General features: G+C 69.0%; 20 protein-coding genes and 1 tRNA gene. 12 read left to right on the forward strand and 9 right to left on the reverse strand.

What is annotated here, in order from left to right:
- The first annotated feature begins 35 nt into the window (after positions 1–35).
- Genes ACIOVG_RS00475 through ACIOVG_RS00485 form a run of 3 tightly spaced genes read left to right on the forward strand, consistent with a single transcriptional unit; the run spans position 36 to position 2231 of the window.
- Positions 36–941, forward strand: coding sequence for an alpha/beta fold hydrolase (locus ACIOVG_RS00475; protein ID WP_400867991.1), 906 nt, complete (start codon positions 36–38; stop codon positions 939–941).
- Positions 916–1497 (forward strand): TetR/AcrR family transcriptional regulator, encoded by a 582-nt coding sequence (locus ACIOVG_RS00480; RefSeq protein ID WP_400867993.1) that lies wholly within the window; start codon positions 916–918, stop codon positions 1495–1497. Before ACIOVG_RS00475 ends, ACIOVG_RS00480 begins: the two co-directional genes overlap by 26 nt.
- 2 nt (positions 1498–1499) lie before the next feature.
- Positions 1500–2231: an alpha/beta fold hydrolase gene (locus ACIOVG_RS00485; RefSeq protein ID WP_400867995.1), complete on the forward strand. Its 732-nt coding sequence runs from the start codon at positions 1500–1502 to the stop codon at positions 2229–2231.
- Positions 2232–2248: 17 nt separating this feature from the next.
- Here ACIOVG_RS00485 and ACIOVG_RS00490 read toward each other — a convergent pair whose 3' ends face one another.
- Both ACIOVG_RS00490 and argS read right to left on the reverse strand, forming a co-directional pair.
- Entirely contained in the window at positions 2249–3103 is an 855-nt protein-coding gene (locus ACIOVG_RS00490; RefSeq protein ID WP_400867997.1) for a DUF2993 domain-containing protein, read from the reverse strand.
- 40 nt (positions 3104–3143) lie between these two features.
- Positions 3144–4808: an arginine--tRNA ligase gene (gene argS, locus ACIOVG_RS00495; protein ID WP_400867999.1), complete on the reverse strand. Its 1665-nt coding sequence runs from the start codon at positions 4806–4808 to the stop codon at positions 3144–3146.
- 70 nt (positions 4809–4878) lie between these two features.
- Here argS and ACIOVG_RS00500 point away from each other — a divergent pair, with 70 nt between their 5' ends.
- Together ACIOVG_RS00500 and ACIOVG_RS00505 are read left to right on the forward strand one after the other, a co-directional pair.
- The gene (locus ACIOVG_RS00500) at positions 4879–5694 is read left to right on the forward strand and encodes an SGNH/GDSL hydrolase family protein (RefSeq protein ID WP_400868001.1); all 816 of its coding nucleotides are present in this window, start codon (positions 4879–4881) and stop codon (positions 5692–5694) included.
- Positions 5695–5710: 16 nt separating this feature from the next.
- A tRNA-Arg gene (locus tag ACIOVG_RS00505) sits at positions 5711–5783 on the forward strand.
- Between the two features lie 56 nt (positions 5784–5839).
- Here the strand turns inward: ACIOVG_RS00505 and ACIOVG_RS00510 are convergent.
- Positions 5840–8404 carry an ABC transporter gene (locus ACIOVG_RS00510; RefSeq protein ID WP_400868003.1) on the reverse strand — a complete coding sequence of 855 codons (2565 nt, stop codon included), beginning with the start codon at positions 8402–8404 and terminating at the stop codon, positions 5840–5842.
- 62 nt (positions 8405–8466) lie between these two features.
- The gene (locus ACIOVG_RS00515) at positions 8467–10068 is read right to left on the reverse strand and encodes a DHA2 family efflux MFS transporter permease subunit (RefSeq protein ID WP_400868005.1); all 1602 of its coding nucleotides are present in this window, start codon (positions 10066–10068) and stop codon (positions 8467–8469) included.
- A 99-nt stretch (positions 10069–10167) separates the two neighbouring features.
- Between ACIOVG_RS00515 and ACIOVG_RS00520 the strand changes: the two genes are divergently transcribed.
- A complete protein-coding gene (locus ACIOVG_RS00520; RefSeq protein WP_400868007.1) occupies positions 10168–10572 on the forward strand; it encodes a hypothetical protein in 405 nt (134 codons plus the stop codon).
- Here the strand turns inward: ACIOVG_RS00520 and ACIOVG_RS00525 are convergent.
- Positions 10549–12987 carry an HAD-IC family P-type ATPase gene (locus tag ACIOVG_RS00525; RefSeq protein ID WP_400868008.1) on the reverse strand — a complete coding sequence of 813 codons (2439 nt, stop codon included), beginning with the start codon at positions 12985–12987 and terminating at the stop codon, positions 10549–10551. The two genes, ACIOVG_RS00520 and ACIOVG_RS00525, sit on opposite strands and share 24 nt — an antisense overlap.
- A gap of 100 nt (positions 12988–13087) precedes the next feature.
- On the opposite strand from ACIOVG_RS00525, the gene ACIOVG_RS00530 reads away from it, so the two are divergent.
- From ACIOVG_RS00530 to ACIOVG_RS00545, 4 genes are all read left to right on the forward strand, one after another.
- Positions 13088–13558 carry a MarR family winged helix-turn-helix transcriptional regulator gene (locus ACIOVG_RS00530; RefSeq protein WP_400868010.1) on the forward strand — a complete coding sequence of 157 codons (471 nt, stop codon included), beginning with the start codon at positions 13088–13090 and terminating at the stop codon, positions 13556–13558.
- Between the two features lie 26 nt (positions 13559–13584).
- Positions 13585–14007, forward strand: coding sequence for an organic hydroperoxide resistance protein (locus ACIOVG_RS00535; protein ID WP_400868012.1), 423 nt, complete (start codon positions 13585–13587; stop codon positions 14005–14007).
- 25 nt (positions 14008–14032) lie between these two features.
- A complete protein-coding gene (locus ACIOVG_RS00540) occupies positions 14033–15010 on the forward strand; it encodes a zinc-binding dehydrogenase (RefSeq protein WP_400868014.1) in 978 nt (325 codons plus the stop codon).
- Positions 15011–15120: 110 nt separating this feature from the next.
- On the forward strand, positions 15121–15522 hold the full coding sequence (locus tag ACIOVG_RS00545; RefSeq protein WP_400868016.1) for a RidA family protein: 402 nt from the start codon (positions 15121–15123) through the stop codon (positions 15520–15522).
- A 13-nt stretch (positions 15523–15535) separates the two neighbouring features.
- On the opposite strand, the gene ACIOVG_RS00550 is transcribed toward ACIOVG_RS00545, so the two are convergent.
- From ACIOVG_RS00550 to ACIOVG_RS00565, 4 genes are all read right to left on the reverse strand, one after another.
- Complete coding sequence (locus ACIOVG_RS00550; protein WP_363552933.1) at positions 15536–15928, reverse strand: DUF1304 domain-containing protein; 393 nt, start codon at positions 15926–15928, stop codon at positions 15536–15538.
- Positions 15929–15999: 71 nt separating this feature from the next.
- Positions 16000–16833 (reverse strand): CPBP family intramembrane glutamic endopeptidase, encoded by an 834-nt coding sequence (locus ACIOVG_RS00555; protein ID WP_400868018.1) that lies wholly within the window; start codon positions 16831–16833, stop codon positions 16000–16002.
- Positions 16830–17555 carry a tRNA (guanosine(46)-N7)-methyltransferase TrmB gene (gene trmB / locus ACIOVG_RS00560; protein WP_400868020.1) on the reverse strand — a complete coding sequence of 242 codons (726 nt, stop codon included), beginning with the start codon at positions 17553–17555 and terminating at the stop codon, positions 16830–16832. Before trmB ends, ACIOVG_RS00555 begins: the two co-directional genes overlap by 4 nt.
- A gap of 46 nt (positions 17556–17601) precedes the next feature.
- Positions 17602–18441 (reverse strand): DUF3097 domain-containing protein, encoded by an 840-nt coding sequence (locus ACIOVG_RS00565; protein WP_400868022.1) that lies wholly within the window; start codon positions 18439–18441, stop codon positions 17602–17604.
- A 122-nt stretch (positions 18442–18563) separates the two neighbouring features.
- On the opposite strand from ACIOVG_RS00565, the gene ACIOVG_RS00570 reads away from it, so the two are divergent.
- Together ACIOVG_RS00570 and ACIOVG_RS00575 are read left to right on the forward strand one after the other, a co-directional pair.
- Positions 18564–20606: a TPM domain-containing protein gene (locus ACIOVG_RS00570; protein ID WP_400868024.1), complete on the forward strand. Its 2043-nt coding sequence runs from the start codon at positions 18564–18566 to the stop codon at positions 20604–20606.
- Positions 20607–20661: 55 nt separating this feature from the next.
- Complete coding sequence (locus ACIOVG_RS00575; protein WP_400868026.1) at positions 20662–21405, forward strand: PspA/IM30 family protein; 744 nt, start codon at positions 20662–20664, stop codon at positions 21403–21405.

The following is a 21405-nucleotide window of genomic DNA, read 5'->3' on the forward strand; positions in this document are numbered from 1 at the left end:
GCTTCAGATATCGTGGTCACAACGAAGGGGCGTACATGGAGCGACGGCGCCGGGAGATCACGCTCTCGATCGGCATGATCTCGTACCTGGAGTGGGTCCCCTCCGCCGAGTCCGGATCCCCCGTGCTCCTCCTGCATGGGGGCGGAGCCGACAGTGCGACGCTCTCGTGGGGCGAGCTCGCGCCGACGCTGGCGGCCGCAGGGCACCGGGTGATCGCGCCCGATCATCCGGGTTTCGGACGCAGTCCTCGCGTAGACGAACCGCTCACCCAGGAAAGGCTCGTCGGCTACGTCGCCGAGTTCGTGGATGCACTCGGTCTCGACGAATACGTGGTCGGCGGGCTGTCGCTGGGAGGCGGCCTCACCCTCGGCCACCTGCTCACCCACCCCGGACGGGCCCGCGGCGCGATCCTTCTCGGCACCTACGCAGTGATGCCCCGCCTGACGGACGGACCCCTCAGTGCACTCACGCACTTCCTGACGTTCGTCCTGCTGCGCACCGGTCTGCTGAACGCCCTGACGACGGTGTACTCGCGCAGCCCCACCGCAATGGCACGGGGACTGAAGGACATCGTGCGCAACGAGACGGCACGTACTCCTGCGCTTCTCGCCGCGGTGATCGACGAGGCTCAGACGGGAACCGGGCTCGCCGTCTTCGGCGAGTGGCAACGCGACCAGGTGCTCTGGAACCGCCTGCGCACGGTCTACTCCGACCGCCTTCCGGCCATCACCGTCCCCGTGCTGCTCGTCCACGGCGGGCAGGACCGCGGTGTTCCTCCGGCACGCGCCGAGGAGGCTGCTGCGGCCATCCCGCATTCCGAGTTCGTGCTGGTGCCCGGTGCAGGACACTGGGTTCAGCGTGATCGACCCGACCTCGTCGCCTCCGCCGTCGTCGCGCATCTGAGGAGGATCGACCGTGCCACGCCCGCGGGTTCCGCATAGACGTGAACGCATCCTCGACGCCGCGGAGAGCCTGATCCTTATCCACGGCTTCGACGGGGTGAGCATTGCCGCGATCGCCGCGCACGGCGGCATCGGAAAGGGCGCCGTGTATCTGGAGTTCGCCGGCAAGCATGCGATCCTCGACGAGCTGCTGCGCCGCGCGATGGGCCGAGTCCGAGCGCGCGTGCAGGAGAGCGTCGGCGACGATCCCCGTCTGAGCACGGCGTATCGGGCTGCCGCCCGTGCAGTGCTCTCGGATCGTCTCGTGACCGCCGCATTCCTCGATGACCAGGGCGTGCTCGGGCGGCATGCGGAGACCGTGTCGGATGCCCGCTACCGCGTGCGGCATCGCGCCGTGGTCGAGTGGGTGCGAATGCTGAAACGACAGGGGCAGATCTCAGCGGATGTCGTGCCCGAGCACCTGGCCCTGGCTCTGTCGAGCGCCACGATCGGGCTGCTCTCCGCGGCTCGTCTCATCGGCCCGATCGGACCGCACGACCTGGAAGGCGCGATCGACGCGCTGGGCGCGATGGCCGCCACCTTCGAGAGAGGCTGACCATGCACATATCGACATCCGGTGATGCGCAGAGCACTCCCCTGCTGCTCCTGCACGGAGGCGGGGTCGCTGGTTGGATGTGGGAGCCGACGCGTCGACACCTCACCGACGACCGCCGTCTCCTGATCCCCGATCTGCCCGGTCATGGGCGCAGCGCCGACCAGGACTACGTCTCTCATGACGACACGGTGCACCAGCTGGCGGCCGTCCTCGAGCGAGAGGAGCGTCCGGTCGCGGTGGCGGGATTCTCGCTCGGCGCGCAGCTCGCCGTGCTGTTGGCGGCGCGACGCCCCGACCTCGTGGACCGCGTGGCCGTCGTCAGCGCCCAGACGGTCCCGCTCCGTGCGGCCGGTCCGATGCTCACCCTCCTGCGCGTCACCGCCGGCCTCGCTCGAAGAGAGTGGTTCGCACGGCTGCAGGCCTCCGCGCTGTTCGTCCCCGAGGACCTGCTGCCCCGATATGTGCAGACGTCAGCCGGCATCTCCCGTGACACCCTGCTGCACGCCGTGGGCGACAACATCGCCTTCGGTGTGCCCGACGGCTGGAGCGGGTTCCCCGGCCCCGCGCTGATCCTCGCCGGCGCGCAGGAGAAGCCGCTCATGAAGACCTCGGCCGCGCTCCTGCACGAAGCGCTCCCGCAGAGCATCCTGGAGATCGTCGAGGGATGCGGTCATGGCATCCCTCTGCAGCAGCCCGCGTGGTTCGCCCGACGGATCGAGGCCTGGCTCGGCTGACCGGGGCGCGCCGGCGCTCAGGAGGTCGGGCAGACGCCCTTCTCCAGCAGAGCCTCGTCCGTGACGATCGCACCGTTCACGTCGATGTCGATGACCGCCTCGCTGCCGACGATCTCGAGCCCCGTGAGCGTGAGGCCGGCGGGGAGCTGGTCGGCGATGCAGATCTGCTGCGTCCGGGTGAGGGTCTCGCCCAATGAGCCCAGCGTCGACCCGACCTGGCCGGCATCGATCACGAGACCGCCCACGCTCAGCTCGACCGGGGTGAGTTCGAGGTCACCCTCCACCGCACCGGGGGTGACGGTGAGCGACACCGGGATGTCGATGCCGAGCACCGGGATCGTGCCGGAGACCGTGGCGTTCGGCGCGTCGAAGGCGACGGCGTCGACGGGCAGATCCGTGTCGGCGAGGAGCGCGGTGAACTGGGTCTGATCGATGCGGATCGTTCCGGAGGCCCCACCGAGGTCGCCGCCGCGCAGCGGGACGCCGGTCGCGGTGATATCCGCGGCTCCGGTGATCCCCTCCAACGTGACCGAATCGGTCGACAGGTGCAGGCTGTCCAGCGTGCCGCCGATCAGCTGCGGCAGCAGGAGGCCGTCGGCCTCGACGTCGAGCTGCTGATCGGCCGGCAGGTCCAGCTCGTCGACCACGAGCGAGCGCACGACTCCGGGAAGCACCGCGCGGGCGATGAACTCCGCGGCGACGACCAGCAGTCCCAGCACCACGACCACGATCAGCAGCACCCAGGGCCACCGGCGCCGCTTCGGCCGCGCGGCGACCTCTACCGGCTCCGAGGCGTCCTGCCCGGGGATGACGAGGGTCTCGTGCTCGGCGGCGGCGTCCGGGTACGGCAGGGTCTGGTTGTCGTCGCTCATGATGACATCCTGCCGTACCGCGCCCGCTCGCCCCGGCCCGTCACATGCGTTCTGGTGCGGACACGCCCAGCAGATCGAGACCGTTGCGGAAGACCTGACCGGCGGCGTCGTTCAGCCAGAGGCGCGTGCGGTGCACGCTCTCGATCGGGTCGTCGCCCTGCGGGATGACGCGGCAGTTGTCGTACCAGCGGTGGTACAGCCCCGCCAGCTCCTCCAGGTAGCGCGCGACCCGGTGCGGCTCGCGCACCTCCGCGGCGAACGCCACGATGCGGGGGAACTCCTGCAGGGCACCGAGCAGTGCGGCCTCGGACTCGTGCGTGAGCGTCTCCGGTGCGAACTCGGACCGGTCGACTCCGGAGTCGCCGGCGTTGCGCGCCACATTGTGCGTGCGCGCGTGGGCGTACTGCACGTAGAAGACCGGGTTGTCGTTGGTGCGCTTCTGCAGCAGTTCGGGGTCGAGGTCGAGCGGGGAGTCCGCCGGCGAGCGCTCGAGCGAATAGCGCAGCGCATCGGTGCCGAGCCAGTCGAGCAGGTCGTCCATCTCGATGATGTTGCCGGCGCGCTTGCTGAGGCGGGCGCCGTTGATCGACACCATCTGACCGATCAGCACCTGGACGTTCTTCTCCGGATCCTCCCCCGCAGCGCCGGCCACGGCCTTGAGGCGGTGCACGTAGCCGTGGTGGTCGGCGCCCAGGAGGTAGATCTTGTTCTGGAAGCCCCGGTCGCCCTTGTTGAGGTAGTAGGCGGCGTCGGCGGCGAAGTACGTGTACTCGCCGTTCGAGCGGCGGATCACGCGGTCCTTGTCGTCGCCGAAGTCGGTGGTGCGCACCCAGACGGCGCCGTCGAGGTCGAAGACATGCCCCTGCTCGCGCAGACGGTCGACGGCCTGGTCGATCAGGCTCGTTCCCGAGGCGTCCTTCGCGTGCAGCGTGCGCTCGGAGAACCAGACGTCGAAGGGCACGTTGAAGCGGTCGAGCGAGTTCTTGATCTCGGCCAGCTGGTACTCGTATGCCTGGTCGCGGGCGACCACGAGCTGCTCGTCGTGCGGAAGCTCGAGCAGATCAGGATGCGCGGCGAGCACCCGCTGCGCGAGGGTGGTGATGTACTCCCCCGGGTATCCGCCTTCCGGCGTCGGCTCGCCCTTGGCCGCCGCGAGCAACGAGGTCGCGAAACGCTTCATCTGCGCACCGGCGTCGTTGATGTAGTACTCGCGGACGGCGTGGGCTCCGCTGGCGAGCAGCAGCCGGACGATCGAGTCGCCGAGCGCCGCCCAGCGGGTGTGGGCGATGTGGAGGGGACCGGTGGGGTTCGCCGAGACGAACTCCACGTTCACGCTCACCCCCTGCTGGGAGTCGTTCGTGCCGTAGGCGGCGCCGGCATCGACGATCGTCTTCGCGAGCGCACCGGCAGCTGCCGCATCCAGGCGGATGTTGATGAACCCTGGCCCGGCGACCTCGGCGCTGGCGACGCCGTCGACCGCGGCGAGCCCGTCGGCGATCTGCTGCGCGAGCTCGCGCGGGTTCGTGCCGAACTGCTTGGCCAGACGCATGGCGATGTTCGACGACCAGTCACCGTGGTCGCGGTTGCGCGGGCGCTCGAAGACGAGGTCGGCGGCGGTCAGTCCGAGCGGCTCGCCAGGGCGTCGCTCGTCTGCGAGGGGCGTGAGGACGGCGAGAAGGGCGTGGGCGAGCGTTTCAGGGTTCATAGGCTCCCCAGTTTACGGCGCGTGGCGGGCCGGAATTTGCGCCCGGGGATTCCTGATCTACTCTCATCCCATGAAGGCCCGTGTCACCCGTCACCCGCTGCGATCCGCAGGGGTCGCCGTCGCGCTGCTCCTCGTGCTCGCGGCAGTCGCGCTCGGCATGTGGCGACCGTGGGCTCCACTTCCCTCCGCCGCTCCGATCGGCGCCGCTGCACAGGGCGATGGAGCAGCACCGGCGGCGATCGCCCCGGCGCCTCTCGTGCTCCCTGAGCACCCCACCGTCCTCGTGTTCGGCGACTCTTGGACGTACGGGTCCGCGGCGACCGTCCCCACCGAGGGATACGCGTATCAGCTGGCCGGCCTGCTCGACGGCGAGACCATCGTCGACGGTGTTCGCGGCAGCGGCTACCTCAAGCCGGGACTCGACGGCCCCGCGTTCGGCGAGCGCATCAGTGCACTCGATCCGACGCTGCACCCCGACCTCATCATCATCCAGGGGTCGATCAACGATCGGGAGCAGGGCGAGGCCGGCTACCGCGAGGCCGTCACCGCCGCCTGGGATGCACTCGCCGCGAAGTATCCGGAGGCCACGATCGTCGTGCTCGGCCCTGCGCCGCACGAGCTTCCCGTCGGAGCCGCGACGGCGCGCATCGACGCCGACCTCGCAGAACTCGCCGCTGCCCGCGGCTGGTGGTACATCTCCCCCATCGCGCAGAACTGGATCACCGAGCAGAACTACCTCGACGTGATCGACGTCGACCTCGGACGCAAGCACCCCTCCACCGCAGGGCACCGCTACCTGGCGGAGAAGGTCGCCGCCGCACTGGCCGAGTTGGCCGGCGCACCCGTCACCGAGGCGGGCGGGTCGGAGACCACCCCCGAGCAGTGATATTGTCGATCGGTACGCCTCCGTAGCTCAGTGGATAGAGCGCCGGTTTCCGGTACCGTAGGTCGCAGGTTCGACTCCTGTCGGGGGCACACTCATGAAGAAGGACCGTCCGTGAGGGCGGTCCTTCTTCACATCCGGGGCGTCGTCACCGCGGGAGTCGCGCGGCCAGATACGGACCGGTGCGGCTGGCGGGATCACTCGCGATCGCGTCCGGAGTCCCCGCGGCGACGATGCGTCCTCCGGCGTCGCCCCCGGAAGGGCCGAGGTCGATCACCCAGTCGGCGGCCGCGACCACATCCATCTCATGCTCGACGACCACGACCGTGTTGCCGGCATCGACGAGGGACTGCAGCTGCGCGAGCAGCAGACGCACGTCGGCGGGATGCAGACCTGTCGTCGGCTCATCCAGCAGATAGAGCGTGTGACCGCGCTGCATCCGCTGCAGCTCGGTCGCCAGCTTGATCCGTTGCGCCTCGCCGCCCGACAGCTCCGTCGCCGGCTGCCCGAGGCGCAGGTAGCCGAGTCCGACGTCGAGGAGAGCGCGCAGGCTGCGTGCTGCGGCAGGAACGGCGGCGAGGAACTCCGACGCCTGCTCGACCGTCAACGCGAGGACGTCCGCGATCGTCTTGCCCTCGAACCTGATCTCGAGCGTCTCCGCGTTGTACCGTGCGCCGCGGCAGGTGGGGCAACGTCCGTAGCTGCCGGGGAGGAACAGCAGCTCCACCGACACGAACCCCTCACCCAGGCAGGTCTCGCAGCGTCCGCCGGCGACGTTGAACGAGAACCGTCCTGCCGTGTAGACGCGCTCCTTGGCGAGGTCGGTGCGGGCGAACTCCGCGCGGACCGCGTCGAACATGCCCGTGTAGGTCGCGAGGTTCGAGCGCGGTGTGCGTCCGATGGGCTTCTGGTCGACGCGCACCAGCCGATCGACGTGCTCCAGACCCGTCGCACGTCGGAAGAAGAGCGCGTCAGCGCCGGTATCGGCGATCGTCGCCTCGGCGATTCCCGCGCCGTCTCCGGGAACAGCGGTCGACGTCGCATCCTCGTCAGTATCCTCGGTGAAGCCGTCGCCGTCCGCACGAAGATGATCGCGCACGACATCGCGGAGCACCCGGCTCACGAGCGTCGACTTGCCCGACCCCGAGACCCCCGTGACGGCGACGAAAGCGCCCACGGGGACGGCGACGTCGACGTCGGTGAGGTTGTGCGCTGTGATGCCCTCGATGGTGAGCCAGGCCTTCGGGGCGCGCACGGCGCGACGGATCTCGGCCACCTCGGCGTGCTCGGAGAACAGGAACGGCCGGGTCACGGACGACTCGACGGACGCGAGTCCCTCGACCGCACCGCTGTAGAGCACCTCACCGCCGCCCTCGCCGGCCCCGGGACCGACATCGACGATCCAATCGGCATGTCGGACGATGTCCATGTTGTGCTCGACCACGAAGACGGAGTTGCCCGAGCGCTTGAGCTGCTCCAGGACCTCGAGCAGGGGCTCCGCATCGGCAGGGTGCAGACCGGCGGACGGTTCGTCGAGCACGTAGATGACGCCGAAGAGTCCCGACCTCAGTTGCGTCGCGAGCCGCAGTCGTTGCATCTCGCCGGGTGAGAGCGTCGTCGTCACGCGACCGAGCCCGAGGTAGCCGAGTCCGAGGTCTGTGAGAACGGTGATGCGTTCCAGGAGGTCTGTGGTGAGCGCGACCGCGACATCGGTGCGCTCCCCGGAGAGAGTCGTCGGCAGTGCGGGGGCGGCATCGGTGAGCAGTGTGGTCGGCCGCAGCACCTCGGCGAGCTCGGTCATCGGGAGCGCGTTGAGCTCAGCGATCGTCCGTCCGGCGAACGTCACAGCCAGCGCTTCACGGCGAAGACCGGTGCCGTGGCAGAGCGGGCAGCGTCCAGACCGGACGAACTGCAGCACCTTCGCGCGCATCGTCGCGCTCTGGGAGTCGGCGAGCGTGTGGAAGACGTACTTCTTCGCGCTCCAGAACCGTCCTTTGTACGGCTTGGCGACGCGGTCCCGCTGCGGAGTGATCTCGACGACTGGCTGTTCATCCGTGAACAGCAGCCACTCCCGGTCCTCCTGCGGCAGGTCCCGCCACGGACGATCGACGTCGTAGCCGAGCTTGATGGTGATGTCGCGCAGGTTCTTGGCCTGCCATGCTCCCGGCCAGGCCGCGATCGCCCCGTCGCGGATGCTGAGAGACCGGTCGGGAACGAGGGAGTCCTCGGTGACGCTGTGCGCGACACCGATTCCGTGGCATTCCGGACATGCACCGGCTGCCGTGTTCGGCGAGAACGCGTCGGAGTCCAGCCGCGTCGTGAATCCTTCAGGGAAGGTCCCCGCACGCGAGAAGAGCATCCGCAGGGAGTTCGAGAGCGTGGTGACCGTGCCGACGCTCGACCGGGCGCTGGGGGCACCGCGCCGCTGCTGCAGCGCGACCGCCGGCGGGAGGCCGGTGATCGAGTCGACATGCGGATCGTGGCCCTGCTGGATGAGACGCCGCGCGTACGGGGCGACCGATTCGAGGTAGCGGCGCTGCGCCTCGGTGAAGATGGTGCCGAAGGCGAGCGAGGATTTACCCGATCCGGAGACTCCGGTGAACGCGACGATGCTGTCGCGCGGCACGTCGACGTCCACGTTGCGGAGGTTGTTCTCCTTGGCACCACGAACGCGGACGAACGGGTCGGTCACATCGCTCGGGGTGGCAGGCATCGGTCGAGTGTAGCCTCCGGCTGCTGAGGCTCGGCCGGGCACGCGGGCTGCGCCTCTCGATCTCACCTCGCGCTCGGGGTGTCCTCCTCGCGGCGAACACTCGCGGTCGCACCGAGCGAGATCGTCGAGAGCAGGCCGAGCGCCAGGAAGCCGGCAGCCGACCACGCGGCGTAACGGGTGCCGTCCGAGAAGGCGGCCTTCGCGTCGGCGGCGATGTCTGCTGTCTGCGGGTTCGCTTCGAGCCCCGAGATCGCTGCCCCTGCGCTGTCGACCACGGCCGAGACGACCTGATCCCGCTGCGCGGCGGGCAGGCCTCGCTCATCGAGCGCCGAGGAGAGGATGCCGGCGGTGCTGCTGAACAGCACGGTGCCGAGGATCGCGACGCCGAGGGCTGCTCCCAACTGGCGTGAGGTCGACTGGGTGCCCGACGCCGCGCCGCTGTCGGCGACCGGCACATCCGCCAACACGACACCGGTGAGCTGCGCGGTGGCGAGTCCCACGCCGAGACCGTAGATGAAGAGGAACGGAGCGATCGGCACCCACGATGCATCGGGGGCGATCAGGAAGCCGATGCCGGCCACGCCGACGATCTCCGCGATGAGGCCGACACGGACGATCCAGACCGGCGCGATCTTTCCGCTGGACGCACCGGCAGCGCCGCTGGCGACGAAGGAGCCCCCGGCGAGAGCGAGCAGCAGAAGTCCGGTCTGCAACGCATCGAAGCCGAGGACGAACTGGAGCCAGAGGGGCAGCGCGAGGATGATGCCGAACTCCCCGAGCGAGACGACGCCGGCCGCGATGTTGCCGTTGCGGAACGAGCGGATCGAGAAGAGTCGCAGCGCGAGCAGCGTCGACTGTCCTCTGCGTTGGCGGCGCACACCCCAGCCGATGAAGGCGACGAGCCCCGCGACCGCCACGGCGAAAGCGAACGGGATGGGCGACAGATCCCCCGGCCAGGTCCAGTCGCCGATCTGCGGACGCTGGTCGACGAGCCACCATCCATAAGTGCGCCCCTCGATGAGCCCGAACACCAGGCTTCCCATCGTCACGACGGAGAGAAGTGCGCCGACGCCGTCGATGCGGTCCGTGCGGTCGCTGCGGGACTCGGCGACGGTCAGCAGCACGCCGATCACGATGATGATGCCGAGCGGGATGTTGATGCCGAAGGCCCATCGCCAGGAGAAGGCGGTCGTCAGCCATCCGCCGAGCAGCGGACCGACGGCCGCCATTCCGCCGATGGTCGATCCCCAGACGGCGAACGCGATGCCGCGCTCGCGTCCGCGGAAGGTCGCGTTGATGATCGACAGCGTCGTCGGCAGGATCATGGCGCCTCCGACACCCTGCGCGAGGCGCGCGAGGATGAGCATCCCGCCGTCGGGCGCGAGTGCCGCGAGCACGGAGGATGCGCCGAAGAGGATGACGCCCGTGAGCATCACGCGCCGACGCCCGAACCGGTCGGCCAGGCTTCCGAAGACGAGCAGCAGCGCGGCGAACACCAGCGTGTACGCCTCCTGCACCCATTGCACCTCGGTCGAGGTGATGCCCAGGTCCGCCACGATCGCCGGAATGGCGACGTTGACGATGGTCGAGTCGACGATGATCAACGACACCGCGATGCTGATGAAGACCAGCCCCACCCAACGCAGACGAAGATAGCGATCCATGTTCGCTAGCTTAGCTAGGTAATAGCCTGGTTGCCATGCTTCGGGGACCCGGTTTCGTGCACTCGCTCGCCGCGGCCCCTCGCCTTGTACAGTGAGCGCGTGGACCTCGCGACCGAACAGCTCCCGCGGAAACGGCCCGTCGTCATCACCGTCGTCATGATCCTGGTGGTGCTGAGCGGCCTGTCGAACGCACTGCTCGGCATCGTCGTGCTCCTCAGCCGATATCAGGTCCCTGATGCGGACGTCCTGCCGGTCTCCCTCATCGGCGCCGCCGTGATCCTGTTCGGGCTGCTCACGCTCGCCGTCGCCGCCGCGGTCGGTCGAGGCAGCCGTCTGGCCCGACTGCTCCTCACGATCTACCTCACCATCCAGCTCGTGCTGCACGCCGTGACGGCCGCCACGACCGACTGGGATTGGGCGGTCTTCGCACAGGCAGCGGTCGAGGCCCTGCTGCTGGTGGCGCTGTGGGCGCCGCCGGGCTCACGCCACTTCGCCGACCGCTGACTTCGCGAGCACGCGGCGGTGAACCAGCCGCACGACCTCGATCGCCAGCACCGTGAGGACGGCGATGATCGCGATCAGGTAGGCGGCCTCTTCGCCCGGATCGATGAGCTGGAAGAACGCGGTCGAGAGCGGCACCGTGAACAGCGTCGCCAGCGCGATGAACATCGCCCCCACCACCAGCACCTTGTAGCGGTTGAGCGGACGCGCCAGCACCGCGAGCACCCAGATCCCGACGATAGCGAGGATGATCGTGGAGCCGGTCCGCAACTGCGGCTCGCTGACGCCGAGCGACATCGCCGTCCGCGTGTACACCGTGAGAGCGATGGCGATCACCAGGCCAGCCGGGATCGCGAACGTCAACGAACGGCGGAGGAACCCCGGCACGTATCGCTGGGTGTTGGGCATCAGCGCGAGGAAGAAGGCCGGGATGCCGATCGTCAACCCATCGGTGATCGACAGCTGCCTCGGCAGGAACGGGAACTCCAGCACCATGATGCCGAACAGCACCGCGAGCGTCGTCGCGTAGATCGTCTTGGTGAGGAACAGCATCGAGACGCGCTCGATGTTCGCAATCACCTGTCGTCCCTCCGCGACGACATCGGGGAGGTGGGAGAACTGGCCGTCCAGCAGCACGAGTCGGGCGACGGCCTTCGTCGCGGGAGAACCGGAGTTCATCGCGATGCCGATGTCGGCCGTCTTGATCGCGAGCGCGTCGTTCACGCCGTCACCGGTCATCGCGACCGTGTGCCCACGGCCTTGCAGGGCGATCACCATCCGCTTCTTCTGCTCCGGTGTCACCCTGCCGAACACCGTATGCGATTCCAGGACGTCGCTCAGCTCGACTTCGTCCTCGGGGAGACGGTGGGCGTCGTAGCCGTCGCCGACCTCGAGGCCCACCTGACGGGCGATCGCGGCGACCGTGCGCGGGTTGTCCCCGGAGATCACCCGCACCCCCACGCCCTGCTCCCGGAAGTAAGAGAGTGTCTGCGCCGCGTCGGGTCGCACCTTCTCGCTGAAGGTGATCACGGCGACCGGCGCGAGATCGTCCGGCAGGGATTCCGCCTTCTGGGCGGCCACCGAATACGGCACTCGGCTGACGGCGAGCACGAGCGTGCGAAGCCCCTCCGCCGCGAGCCGCGTGACCGCCTCCCCGACCGCGGTACCGGCATCCGTCGCGACGTCGCCCAGCACCATCTCCGGCGCGCCGAGCACCCAGACCTCGCCGGGGACCTCCTCGAGCGCGAGGGCGCTCCATTTCCGCGCGGACGAGAAGGAGATGTACACGGAGGCCTCGCGCGGTGCCGACACCGGATACGGCGAGCGCAGGCACCGGGCCGTGGCATTCGCGTCCGGCGCGGCACCGAACCACGCGAGTGCGTCGTCCCACCCTGCGGCATCCTGATCGAGGCGCTCGAGGTCGCGGTAGGCCAGCTCACCCTCGGTGAGAGTACCGGTCTTGTCGAGGCAGATGACGTCGACGCGAGCGAGGCCCTCGACCGCGGGCAGCTCGTTCACGAGCACCTGCCTGCTCGCGAGGCGTGCGGCACCGACGGCGAACGCGATCGAGGTCATCAGCACGAGCCCGAGCGGGATCATCGCAGTCAGGGCCGAGATCGTGTTGACGATCGCCTGGGTCCAGGTCCCGCTCCGCCAGGCCGACACCCACCCTCCCGCGACCATCATCTGCGCGTTGAGCACGAGGAGTCCGATCGGACCGATCCCCCAGCCGACCCACTTCAGCACGCGGTCGACCGAGGTGCGCAGTTCCGAGGCCACCAGTGAGAACCGCTTCGCCTCCGCCGCGAACTTGTTGGCGTAGGAGTCCGCACCGACTCGGATCGCCCGGGCGACGCCATCGCCCGCCACGACGATCGAGCCGGACAGCGCGTCAGCGCCTTCCTCCTTGTCGACCGCGTCCGATTCACCGGTGAGCATCGACTCGTCGATCTGGAGCGCGCGGTGCTCCAGCACCACGGCGTCGGCGGTGACCTGGTCCCCGGCCCGCAGGATCAGGATGTCGCCGCGCACGACCTCCGCCGGGGCGATCTCGATCTCCTGCCCCTCTCGCCGCACCCGTGCGCGGGGGGCGTTCAGCAGCGCCAGACGGTCGAGGGACGCCTTGGCACGGAACTCCTGCCAGCACCCGATGATCGCATTGCCGAACGCGGCGAGACCGAACAGCGCATCCTGCCAGCGTCCGAGGAGCAACAGCACGAGGAAACAGGCTCCGACGATGCCGTTGAAGAGGGTGAAGACGTTCGCGCGGACGATGTTCCAGGCGCTTCTGCTGGAGTCGCCCGTGAATGCGTTCGTCTCTCCCGCCGCGGTCAGTCGAGCGACCTGAGCGGAGGAGAGCCCGGTGCGAGGGTCGGCATCCGTCTCGTCTTCATCCGTCACCGACACTGTGGCCTCCATGCGCTCACTGTATCGACGCGTCCGGCCGGCGCACCAGCAGAGCCGTCCGGAAGAATTCAATTAAATTGTGCACAACTCAATCGCGTGCAATACTTAACTCATGGCCGTGACCGATGAGATGGTGTGTTTCTCGCTGTACTCCGCCGCCCGCGCCACCACGCAGGCGTATCGCGCCCTGCTCGCCCCCTGGGGACTGACGTATCCGCAGTACCTGGTGCTCGCCATCCTGTGGCACGAGGGCGAGCAGACGATCGGCTCTCTGGGGGACGCCATGCAGCTCGACTCCGGAACGCTCTCCCCTCTTGTGCGCCGCCTCGAGCAGGCGGGCCTGGTGGCCAAGACGCGCAGCCCCCAGGATGAGCGGGTCGTCATGGTGCAGCTCACGGCAGCCGGCCAGGCGCTCCGCACCGACCTGGCGAAGATCCCCGCACAGATCGCGCTGCTCTCCGGCATCCGCGATGATGCGCACCGCCGACGGCTCATCACAGAACTCCACGAACTGACCGCTCTGCTCCAGAGCGGCACCTCGACGTCCGTCGCCGGCGCCACCGCGCCGCGCGCCGGCGAATGACCACCCTCCCGGAAGGAAATCCCTCAATGGAAGCTCTCTACACCGCAGAAGCCCTCGCCACCGGCGCCGGCCGCAACGGACACGTCGCCACGGACGACGGTCGCGTCGAGTTCGATCTCGCGATCCCGAAGGAGATGGGCGGCAGCGGCGACGGGGCGAACCCCGAGCAGCTCTTCGCCGCCGGATATGCCGCATGCTTCCACTCCGCACTGCAGTCCGTCGCTCGCGCACAGAAGGTGAAGATCGACCACAGCTCGGTCGGCGCCCGCGTGCAGATCGGGTCGAACGGCGCCGGCGGATTCGGACTCGCGGTCGAGCTCGAGGTGGTCATCCCCGAGCTTCCGCACGAGCAGGCGCAGGCGCTCGCCGACGCCGCGCACCAGGTGTGCCCGTACTCGAACGCGACGCGCGGCAACATCGACGTCGCGATCACCGTGTCAGACGACTGATCTCGCGAAGGATAGGAACCTCATCATGCGTGCACTCATCCATTCCCGGTTCGGCGAAGCCGAAGACGTCCTTGCGGTCGAGGAGCGCCCCGTTCCGGAACCCGGAGCAGGGCAGGTCCGCCTGCGTATCGTCCTCTCCCCCATCCACAACCATGACATCTGGACCGTCCGCGGCACCTACGGCTACAAGCCCGAGCTCCCGGCGGCCTCCGGCACCGAGGCGCTCGGCATCGTCGACGCACTCGGCGAGGGCGTCGAACACCTCACCGTCGGGCAGCGCGTCGCGACCGGCGGCACCTTCGGCGCCTGGGCTGAGTACATCGTGGCGAACGCTGCCGGACTCATCCCGGTCCCGGACGCGCTCTCCGATGAGAGCGCTGCCCAGCTCGTCTCGATGCCGTTCAGCACGATCAGCCTGCTGCAGTTCCTCGACGTGAACGAGGGCGACTGGATCGTCCAGAACGCAGCGAACGGCGCCGTCGGACGTATGCTCGCGCAGCTCGGCGCCGCCCGCGGTGTCCACGTCCTCGGACTGGTACGCCGCGCCGAGGGCGTCGAAGAGCTGCGCGCCCAGGGCATCGAGAACGTCATCTCGACCGATCAGGACGACTGGCGCGAGCAGGCCGCACGTCTGACAGGCGGCGCACCGATCGTCGCCGGCGTGGACTCGGTCGGCGGCTCGGCCTCCGGCGACGTGCTCTCGCTGCTCAGCGAGGGTGGCACACTCGTCGCCTTCGGAGCGATGAACTCTCCCGTCATGGAGATCGCCTCCTCCGATGTGATCTTCAAGCAGACCATCGTCAAGGGCTTCTGGGGCAGCAAGGTCATCCAGCAGCTCGATGCCGCCACGCGGGGAGCCCTGTTCGGAGAACTGATCCAGCGCGTCACCGACGGGACGCTGACGCTACCGGTCGCCGGGGTGTTCGACGCCGCAGACATCGCCGACGCCGTGCGTCTCAGCAAGACGCCTGGTCGCGTCGGCAAGGTGCTCGTGCGGTTCTGATCGTGTGATCGGAAGGGCCGTCCGTACGCGGGCGGCCCTTTTCTTCTGCGTGCTCGGCGGGGCACACGCGGTCGCTTGCGGATGTCCGAGGCCCGGCGCACACTCTCCGCATGGATATCGCACTCATGCAACCGCCAGGGCTCGTCGTCAGTCCCGCGTTCAGCCACGTCGCGGTCGTTCCTCCCGGCGCGACCACCATCTATGTCGGCGGGCAGAACGGCATCGATGACAACGGCGCCCTCATCTCCGACGATGCGGCGGAGCAGTCGCTTCGCGCCGTCGAGAACGCCAGAGTCGCACTCGACGCCGTCGGGGCGGGGCTCGACGACGTGATCAGCTGGACGGTGCTGATCCATCAGGATGCCGACCTGCGTGCGGCTTACGGCGCGGTGGCGTCGACGCTCGCCCGCGAGGGAGCGCCGCCGCTGGTGACGACCGCACTCGTCGCCGGGCTGGCCGTGCCCGGCGCGCTGATCGAGGTGAGCGCGGTCGCCGCGGTGATCCGCGACTGAGCGCCCGGAGCGTTCAGCCGATCGCGACGCCGACAGCGGTCGCGATGACCGCGAGCAGCGGCAGCGTTCCCTGCATCGCGGCGGCGCGGAGCTTGGTGGGGTCGGACAGCACGAGCACCAGGGCTGCGGCGACCATCATGCCGGTGCCGGCGAAGACGAGGGTCAGACCCACGGTCGCGAAGCCGACGATCGTCAGACCGATGCCGAGCAGGGCAGTCAATGCGAGGAACAGGTTGTAGAAGCCCTGATTGAAGGCGAGAGCCTTCATCGTCACGGCATCCGCTTCGCTCGCGACGCCGAAGATCTTCCTCGTCTCCGGCTCGGTCCATTTCAGCGACTCGAGCGCGAAGATGAACACGTGGAACGCGGCAGCAGCCGCGGCGAGGACGAGACCGACGATGAGCATGTGCTGATTGTCCCGCGCCGACGTGCTGCACAGCAAACCTGGATGCGCGCGGCGCGTCCGGAGCGACCGACCTAGACCAGGAAGATCGGCAGCAGGCCGGGATTGTGGGCGTGCACCAGCACGGCGAAGACGACCGCATCGAACAGCAGATGCACGGTGACCACATAGGCCAGCGAATGTGTGCGCAGGAAGATGAACCCCTGCAGCAGCGCGAACGGGATCGTCAGCAGTGGTCCCCACTCCCGGTAGCCGAGCTCCCAGAGGAACGACACGAAGACGATCGCCTGCAGCACGTTCGCGAGCGCATCCGGGAAGTGCCGACGCAGCAGCGCGAAGACGGTGCAGATGAAGAACAGCTCATCCCAGATGCCGACCGCTCCCACTCCCACGAACAGGCGGGCGATCAGGTCCGGGGTGTCGACGACCGGCCAGTTCTGGTAGACCCCGCTGGTGATGAAGTAGAAGGGCAGGATCAGCCAGCCCAGCAGCAGGACGGCCACCAGCCATCCCCACTGCAGACGCCCCCAACGACGGTGGGTACGCCACGGGAAGCCGATGGCACGGTCGCGGTACAGGTACCGGGACACTACGTAGGGCACGGCGACCGCTCCCCCGAGCGCGAGCGTGAAGCGCAGCATCGCCAGGTTGTCGAGCTCGGCCGCCAGCGGGATCACGCTCACGATCAGCAGACCGATCGCGATCAAGGAGAGGTCGCGGGTCAGCGAAGGACCGGGCGCCCTCACACGTCCGCGCTCCATCCACCAGGCCGCCGCGATGCCGAGCGCCAGCAGCGCCCACCCGAGCCAGGGGATCTCCAGCACGAAGAACGCGGGCGCCGCGGCGCACACGAGGATCGCGGGAGCGATGCCCGGCCAGACCGCCGTCGCGCTGCGCACGTCGTTCATGCGCGCGGGCGGCGCCGGTAGGTCAGATCGCGGATGTCTCGACCTTTCGCGATGCCCTTGCGCTCGAACGCGGTCATCACGCGACCGTCGAACCGCTCCGCCCATTCGCCGTCGAAGGCCCGCTCGAACAGCGGATCCGCGTCGAGCACGTCGCGCATCTGCAGCGCATAGTCCTCCCAGTCGGTGGCGAGGCGCAACAGCCCGCCGTCGCGCAACGCCCGCGCGGCGGTGGCCCCGAAGCCGGACCGCACGAGCCGGCGCTTGGTGTGCTTCTTCTTGTGCCACGGGTCGGGGAAGAAGATCCAGACTTCGCGGGCCGCAGCCTCCGGCAGGTACGACGAGAGCACCTCGGGGGCGTTCGCCTCGACCACGCGCAGGTTGCGTGCTCCTTCGCGATCGGCATCGAGCATGGTGCGAGCGAGGCCCGCACGGAAGACCTCGACCGCGAGGAAGTCGTCATCCGGCCGCGAGGTCGCGGCAGCAACGATCGCGTGCCCCTGACCGGAACCGATCTCGACATACAGGTCGGCGTCGCGGGCGTACTCCGCGGCGGGATCGAGTCGCGCCTCCGGGTGCACCGACGTCCAGGCGACGTCGCGCGGGACGTCGAGGAGGTAGTGCGGGGCGAGCTCGGTGAAGGCGCGCTCCTGCGCCTCGGACATCCGGCCGCTCCGGCGCACGAAGGACACCGGTTCGTCACGGAAGGTGCGGGGTTCGGGCATGTCTCCAGGGTAGCCGGGGACGCCGCAGCGTCCGCGCCACCGCCGGTCAGGCCTGCGGTTCCGTCACGAAGTCGATGAGCTCCTCGACGCGACCGAGCAGCGCAGGCTCCAGGTCGCGGTACGTGTGCACCTTGCTCAGGATGTGCTGCCACGCCCGCCCGGTGTCGGCCTGCGTCTCGTGCGGCCAGCCGAAGGCACGGCAGATCCCCGTCTTCCAGTCCGTCCCGCGCGGGATCTCCGGCCAGCGTGCCACCCCGAGCGCCCGCGGCGTGACGCACTGCCAGACGTCGACGAACGGATGGCCGACGATGCGCACGTGCCGTCCGTGCGGACCGCGCGCGACGGCGTCGGCGATGCGCGACTCCTTCGAGCCGGGCACGAGGTGATCGACCAGCACCCCGTAGCGGCGCTTCGCGCTCGGGGGCTCGGCATCGAGCAGTTCGTCGAGCAGGTCGACGCCCTGCAGGAACTCGACGACGACGCCCTCGACGCGCAGGTCAGCACCCCACACCTTCTCGACGAGCTCCGCGTCGTGCTTGCCCTCGACCAGGATGCGGCTGGGCAACGCCACGCGGGCGCGCTGGTCCGCGACCACGAACGATCCGGAGGCCGTACGACGCGTGCCCTGCGGTGCCGCGGCAGGAACCGTCAGGCGCACGGCCGCGCCGTCGATCAGGAAGCCGCCACCGAGGGGGAACAGGCGCTTACGGCCGAGGCGGTCCTCCAACTCCACGGTGCCGCCTTGCACCCGGGTCACCGCTCCACAGAAGCCGTCGTCCGCGACCTCCACCACGAGATCGATCTCGGCGGGCACCTGCGGCACCGGCTTCGCGGCGCGCTCGCGCCATCCCGCTGCCAGCACATCCGATCCGTACCTGTCGTCCATGCCTTCCAGCGTATGTGCCTCCGCTGAGGGCGAACGGCGATCCGCCGCGGGAAGCTGTCGCGTGTCGGGGTCTGTGCATAGACTCGGCACATGGGGTACGGCGGTCAGTCGGAGGGAACACGATGAGGTCTCGGTGGCTGGCAGCGGCTGCGGTCGTGACAGCAGTGTTCGCGGGAACGATGAGCGCCACCGCCGCTTCGGCCACGGACCCGCTGACGCTCGACTCCGGGTACGTCACCGACAGCGCGGGCGTCCTGAGCGCAGACGAGACGACGGCCGTCGAGGCACGGCTCCAGGAGCTCACCGAGAACTCCACATCGGACCTGTTCGTGGTGCTCGTCGACGAATTCGCCTCTCCGAGCGATCGGATCGAGTGGGCCGACACGGTCGCGGAGAACAACAACCTCGGCCCCGAGCAGTATCTGCTGGCCATCGCGGTCGATCAACGCAGCTACTACATCTCCGCGGCGGAGGGCGGACCGCTCAGCGGGAGCAAGCTCGACGACGTCGAGCAGAAGATCCAGCCGCTGCTCGCGCAGAACGACTGGTCAGGGGCCATCATCCTCGCGGCGGATGAGATCCAGGGCGATGGCGGCGCCGGTGCCCTGCAGGTGTTCCTGATCATCCTCGCGATCATCGCCCTCGCACTCCTGCTCTGGGTGATCATCGCCCTGGTGCGCCGTCGACGTCGTGCGGCCGAGATCCGCAAGCGCGGAGCCATGCCCGAGACCCCCGACCCGAACGACCCGTTCTCCACGCTCACCGACGACCAGGTGGCGACGCAGGCCGGTCTTGCGCTCGTGCAGGCCGACGACGCGATCACGTCCAGCCGTGAGGAGCTCGGGTTCGCGATCGCCCAGTTCGGCGACGCCGCGACCGCCGAGTTCACGCATGTCGTGGAGGCGGCGAAGACGAAGATGTCGGAGGCGTTCGACCTCAAGCAGAAGCTCGACGACGAGATCGAGGACACGGTCCAGGATCGGCGCGCCTGGCACATCCGCATCATCCGGATCGCTGAGGAGATCGACGACGTCCTCGACGACAACACCGAGGCGTTCGACGAGCTCCGCAAGCTGGAGCAGAACGCTCCGCAAGAGCTGGAGCGGGTAAGGGCCGAGCGCGCAGCGCTGCAGCCCCTCCTCGCCAGCGCACCCGCCGCGTTCGCGACACTGGTCGCCGCCTACGATCCCGCGGCCCTGACCACGGTGGCCGACAATCCCGCGCAGGCGCAGGAGCGCGCTGCCCTCGCGGATCGGTCGATCGACGCCGCAGCACAGGCCATCGCCGCGGGGAAGTCCGGTGAGGCTGCCTTCGCGATCCGCACCGCCGAGCAGTCGGTCGCCCAGGCCACCCAGCTCGTGCAGGCGATCTCCGCACTGGGAGCAGACCTTGCGGCCATCGAGGCGCAGGCTCAGGCGCTCGTCGCCGAACTGCAGACCGACGTCGCGGCCGCGCAGCAGCTTCCCGATGTCCAGGGCTCCCTGGCCGCCGCCGCGTCATCCACGCTCCAGCAACTCCAACGGGCGCAGTCCGACCTCACCGTGGCGCCCCGGAATCCACAGCGGGCCTTCGATGCCCTGACCGCGGCCAACACGCAGATCGATGCGGCCATCGCCCAGGGGCGCGAGAGTGTCGACCGGGCGCGCCGGGCGCAGCAGATGCTCGAGCAGACCCTGGCCCAGGCGGGGTCCGAGATCCGCACGGGACGGGAGTTCATCGAGACGCGCCGCGGCACGGTGGGGTCGACCGCCCGCACGCGTCTCTCCCAGGCCGACGCGAGTCTCACCCAGGCGCTGAGCCTGCGTGAGACCTCTCCCGAGGCTGCTCTGACCGAGGCGACGAGGGCGCTCGACCTCGCCCGACAGGCGATCGCTGCCGCGTCCGCGGACGTCTCCGCATACAACTCGCGCGGCTATGACGACAGCGGCTGGGGCACGGGCCCGTTCGGCGGAGGGTCCAGCTCGGGCGGATCCGGCATCGGCGGCGACATCCTGGGCGGCATCATCGGCGGACTCCTCTCCGGCGGCGGAGGCGGCGGTCGCTCCTCGTCGCGCAGCAGCAGCTGGCGTTCGAGCGGTGGCGGCGGTTTCCGCAGCTCCGGCTTCGGCGGAGGGGGCCGGTCCGGCGGAGGCCGCAGCGGCCGTTCCGGAGGGGGACGCTTCTGAACTTCATAGACACATCACGCAGACTTCGACTCAGACCATCTGAAAGGAATCACCCATGACCAAGCAGTCCATCTTCGGGCGTATCTCCACGCTCGTCCGAGCGAACATCAACTCCCTTCTGGACTCTGCGGAGGACCCGCAGAAGATGATCGACCAGCTCGTTCGCGACTACACGAACAGCATCGCCGACGCCGAGTCCGCGATCGCCGAGACGATCGGCAACCTGCGTCTGCTCGAGCGCGACCACGAGGAAGACGTGCAGTCCGCGACCGAATGGGGCAACAAGGCGCTGGCCGCCAGCCGCAAGGCCGACGAGATGCGCAAGAGCGGCGACACCGTCGACGCGGACAAGTTCGACAACCTCGCCAAGATCGCTCTGCAGCGCCAGATCAGCGCTGAGCGCGAGGCGACCAGCGCCGAGCCGCAGATCGCCGCGCAGACCGAGATCGTCGACAAGCTCAAGAGCGGCCTCAACGGCATGAAGGACAAGCTGGTCGAGCTCAAGAACAAGCGCAGCGAGCTCCTCGCCCGTGCCAAGGTCGCCGAGGCGCAGACCAAGGTGCAGGATGCTGTCGGCTCGATCAACGTGCTCGACCCCACCAGCGAGCTGGGCCGTTTCGAAGACAAGGTCCGGCGCCAGGAGGCCATCGCCCAGGGCAAGATCGAGCTCGCGGCGTCGAGCCTCGATGCCCAGTTCGAGAGCCTGGAGGACCTCGGCGAACTGACCGAGGTCGAGGCCCGTCTGGCCGAGCTGAAGGCCGGCAGCACCGCGCCGCGCACGGCCATCGAAGGTTCCTGA

The organism is Microbacterium sp. NPDC087591 (assembly GCF_044743625.1).
GTDB lineage: Bacteria > Actinomycetota > Actinomycetes > Actinomycetales > Microbacteriaceae > Microbacterium.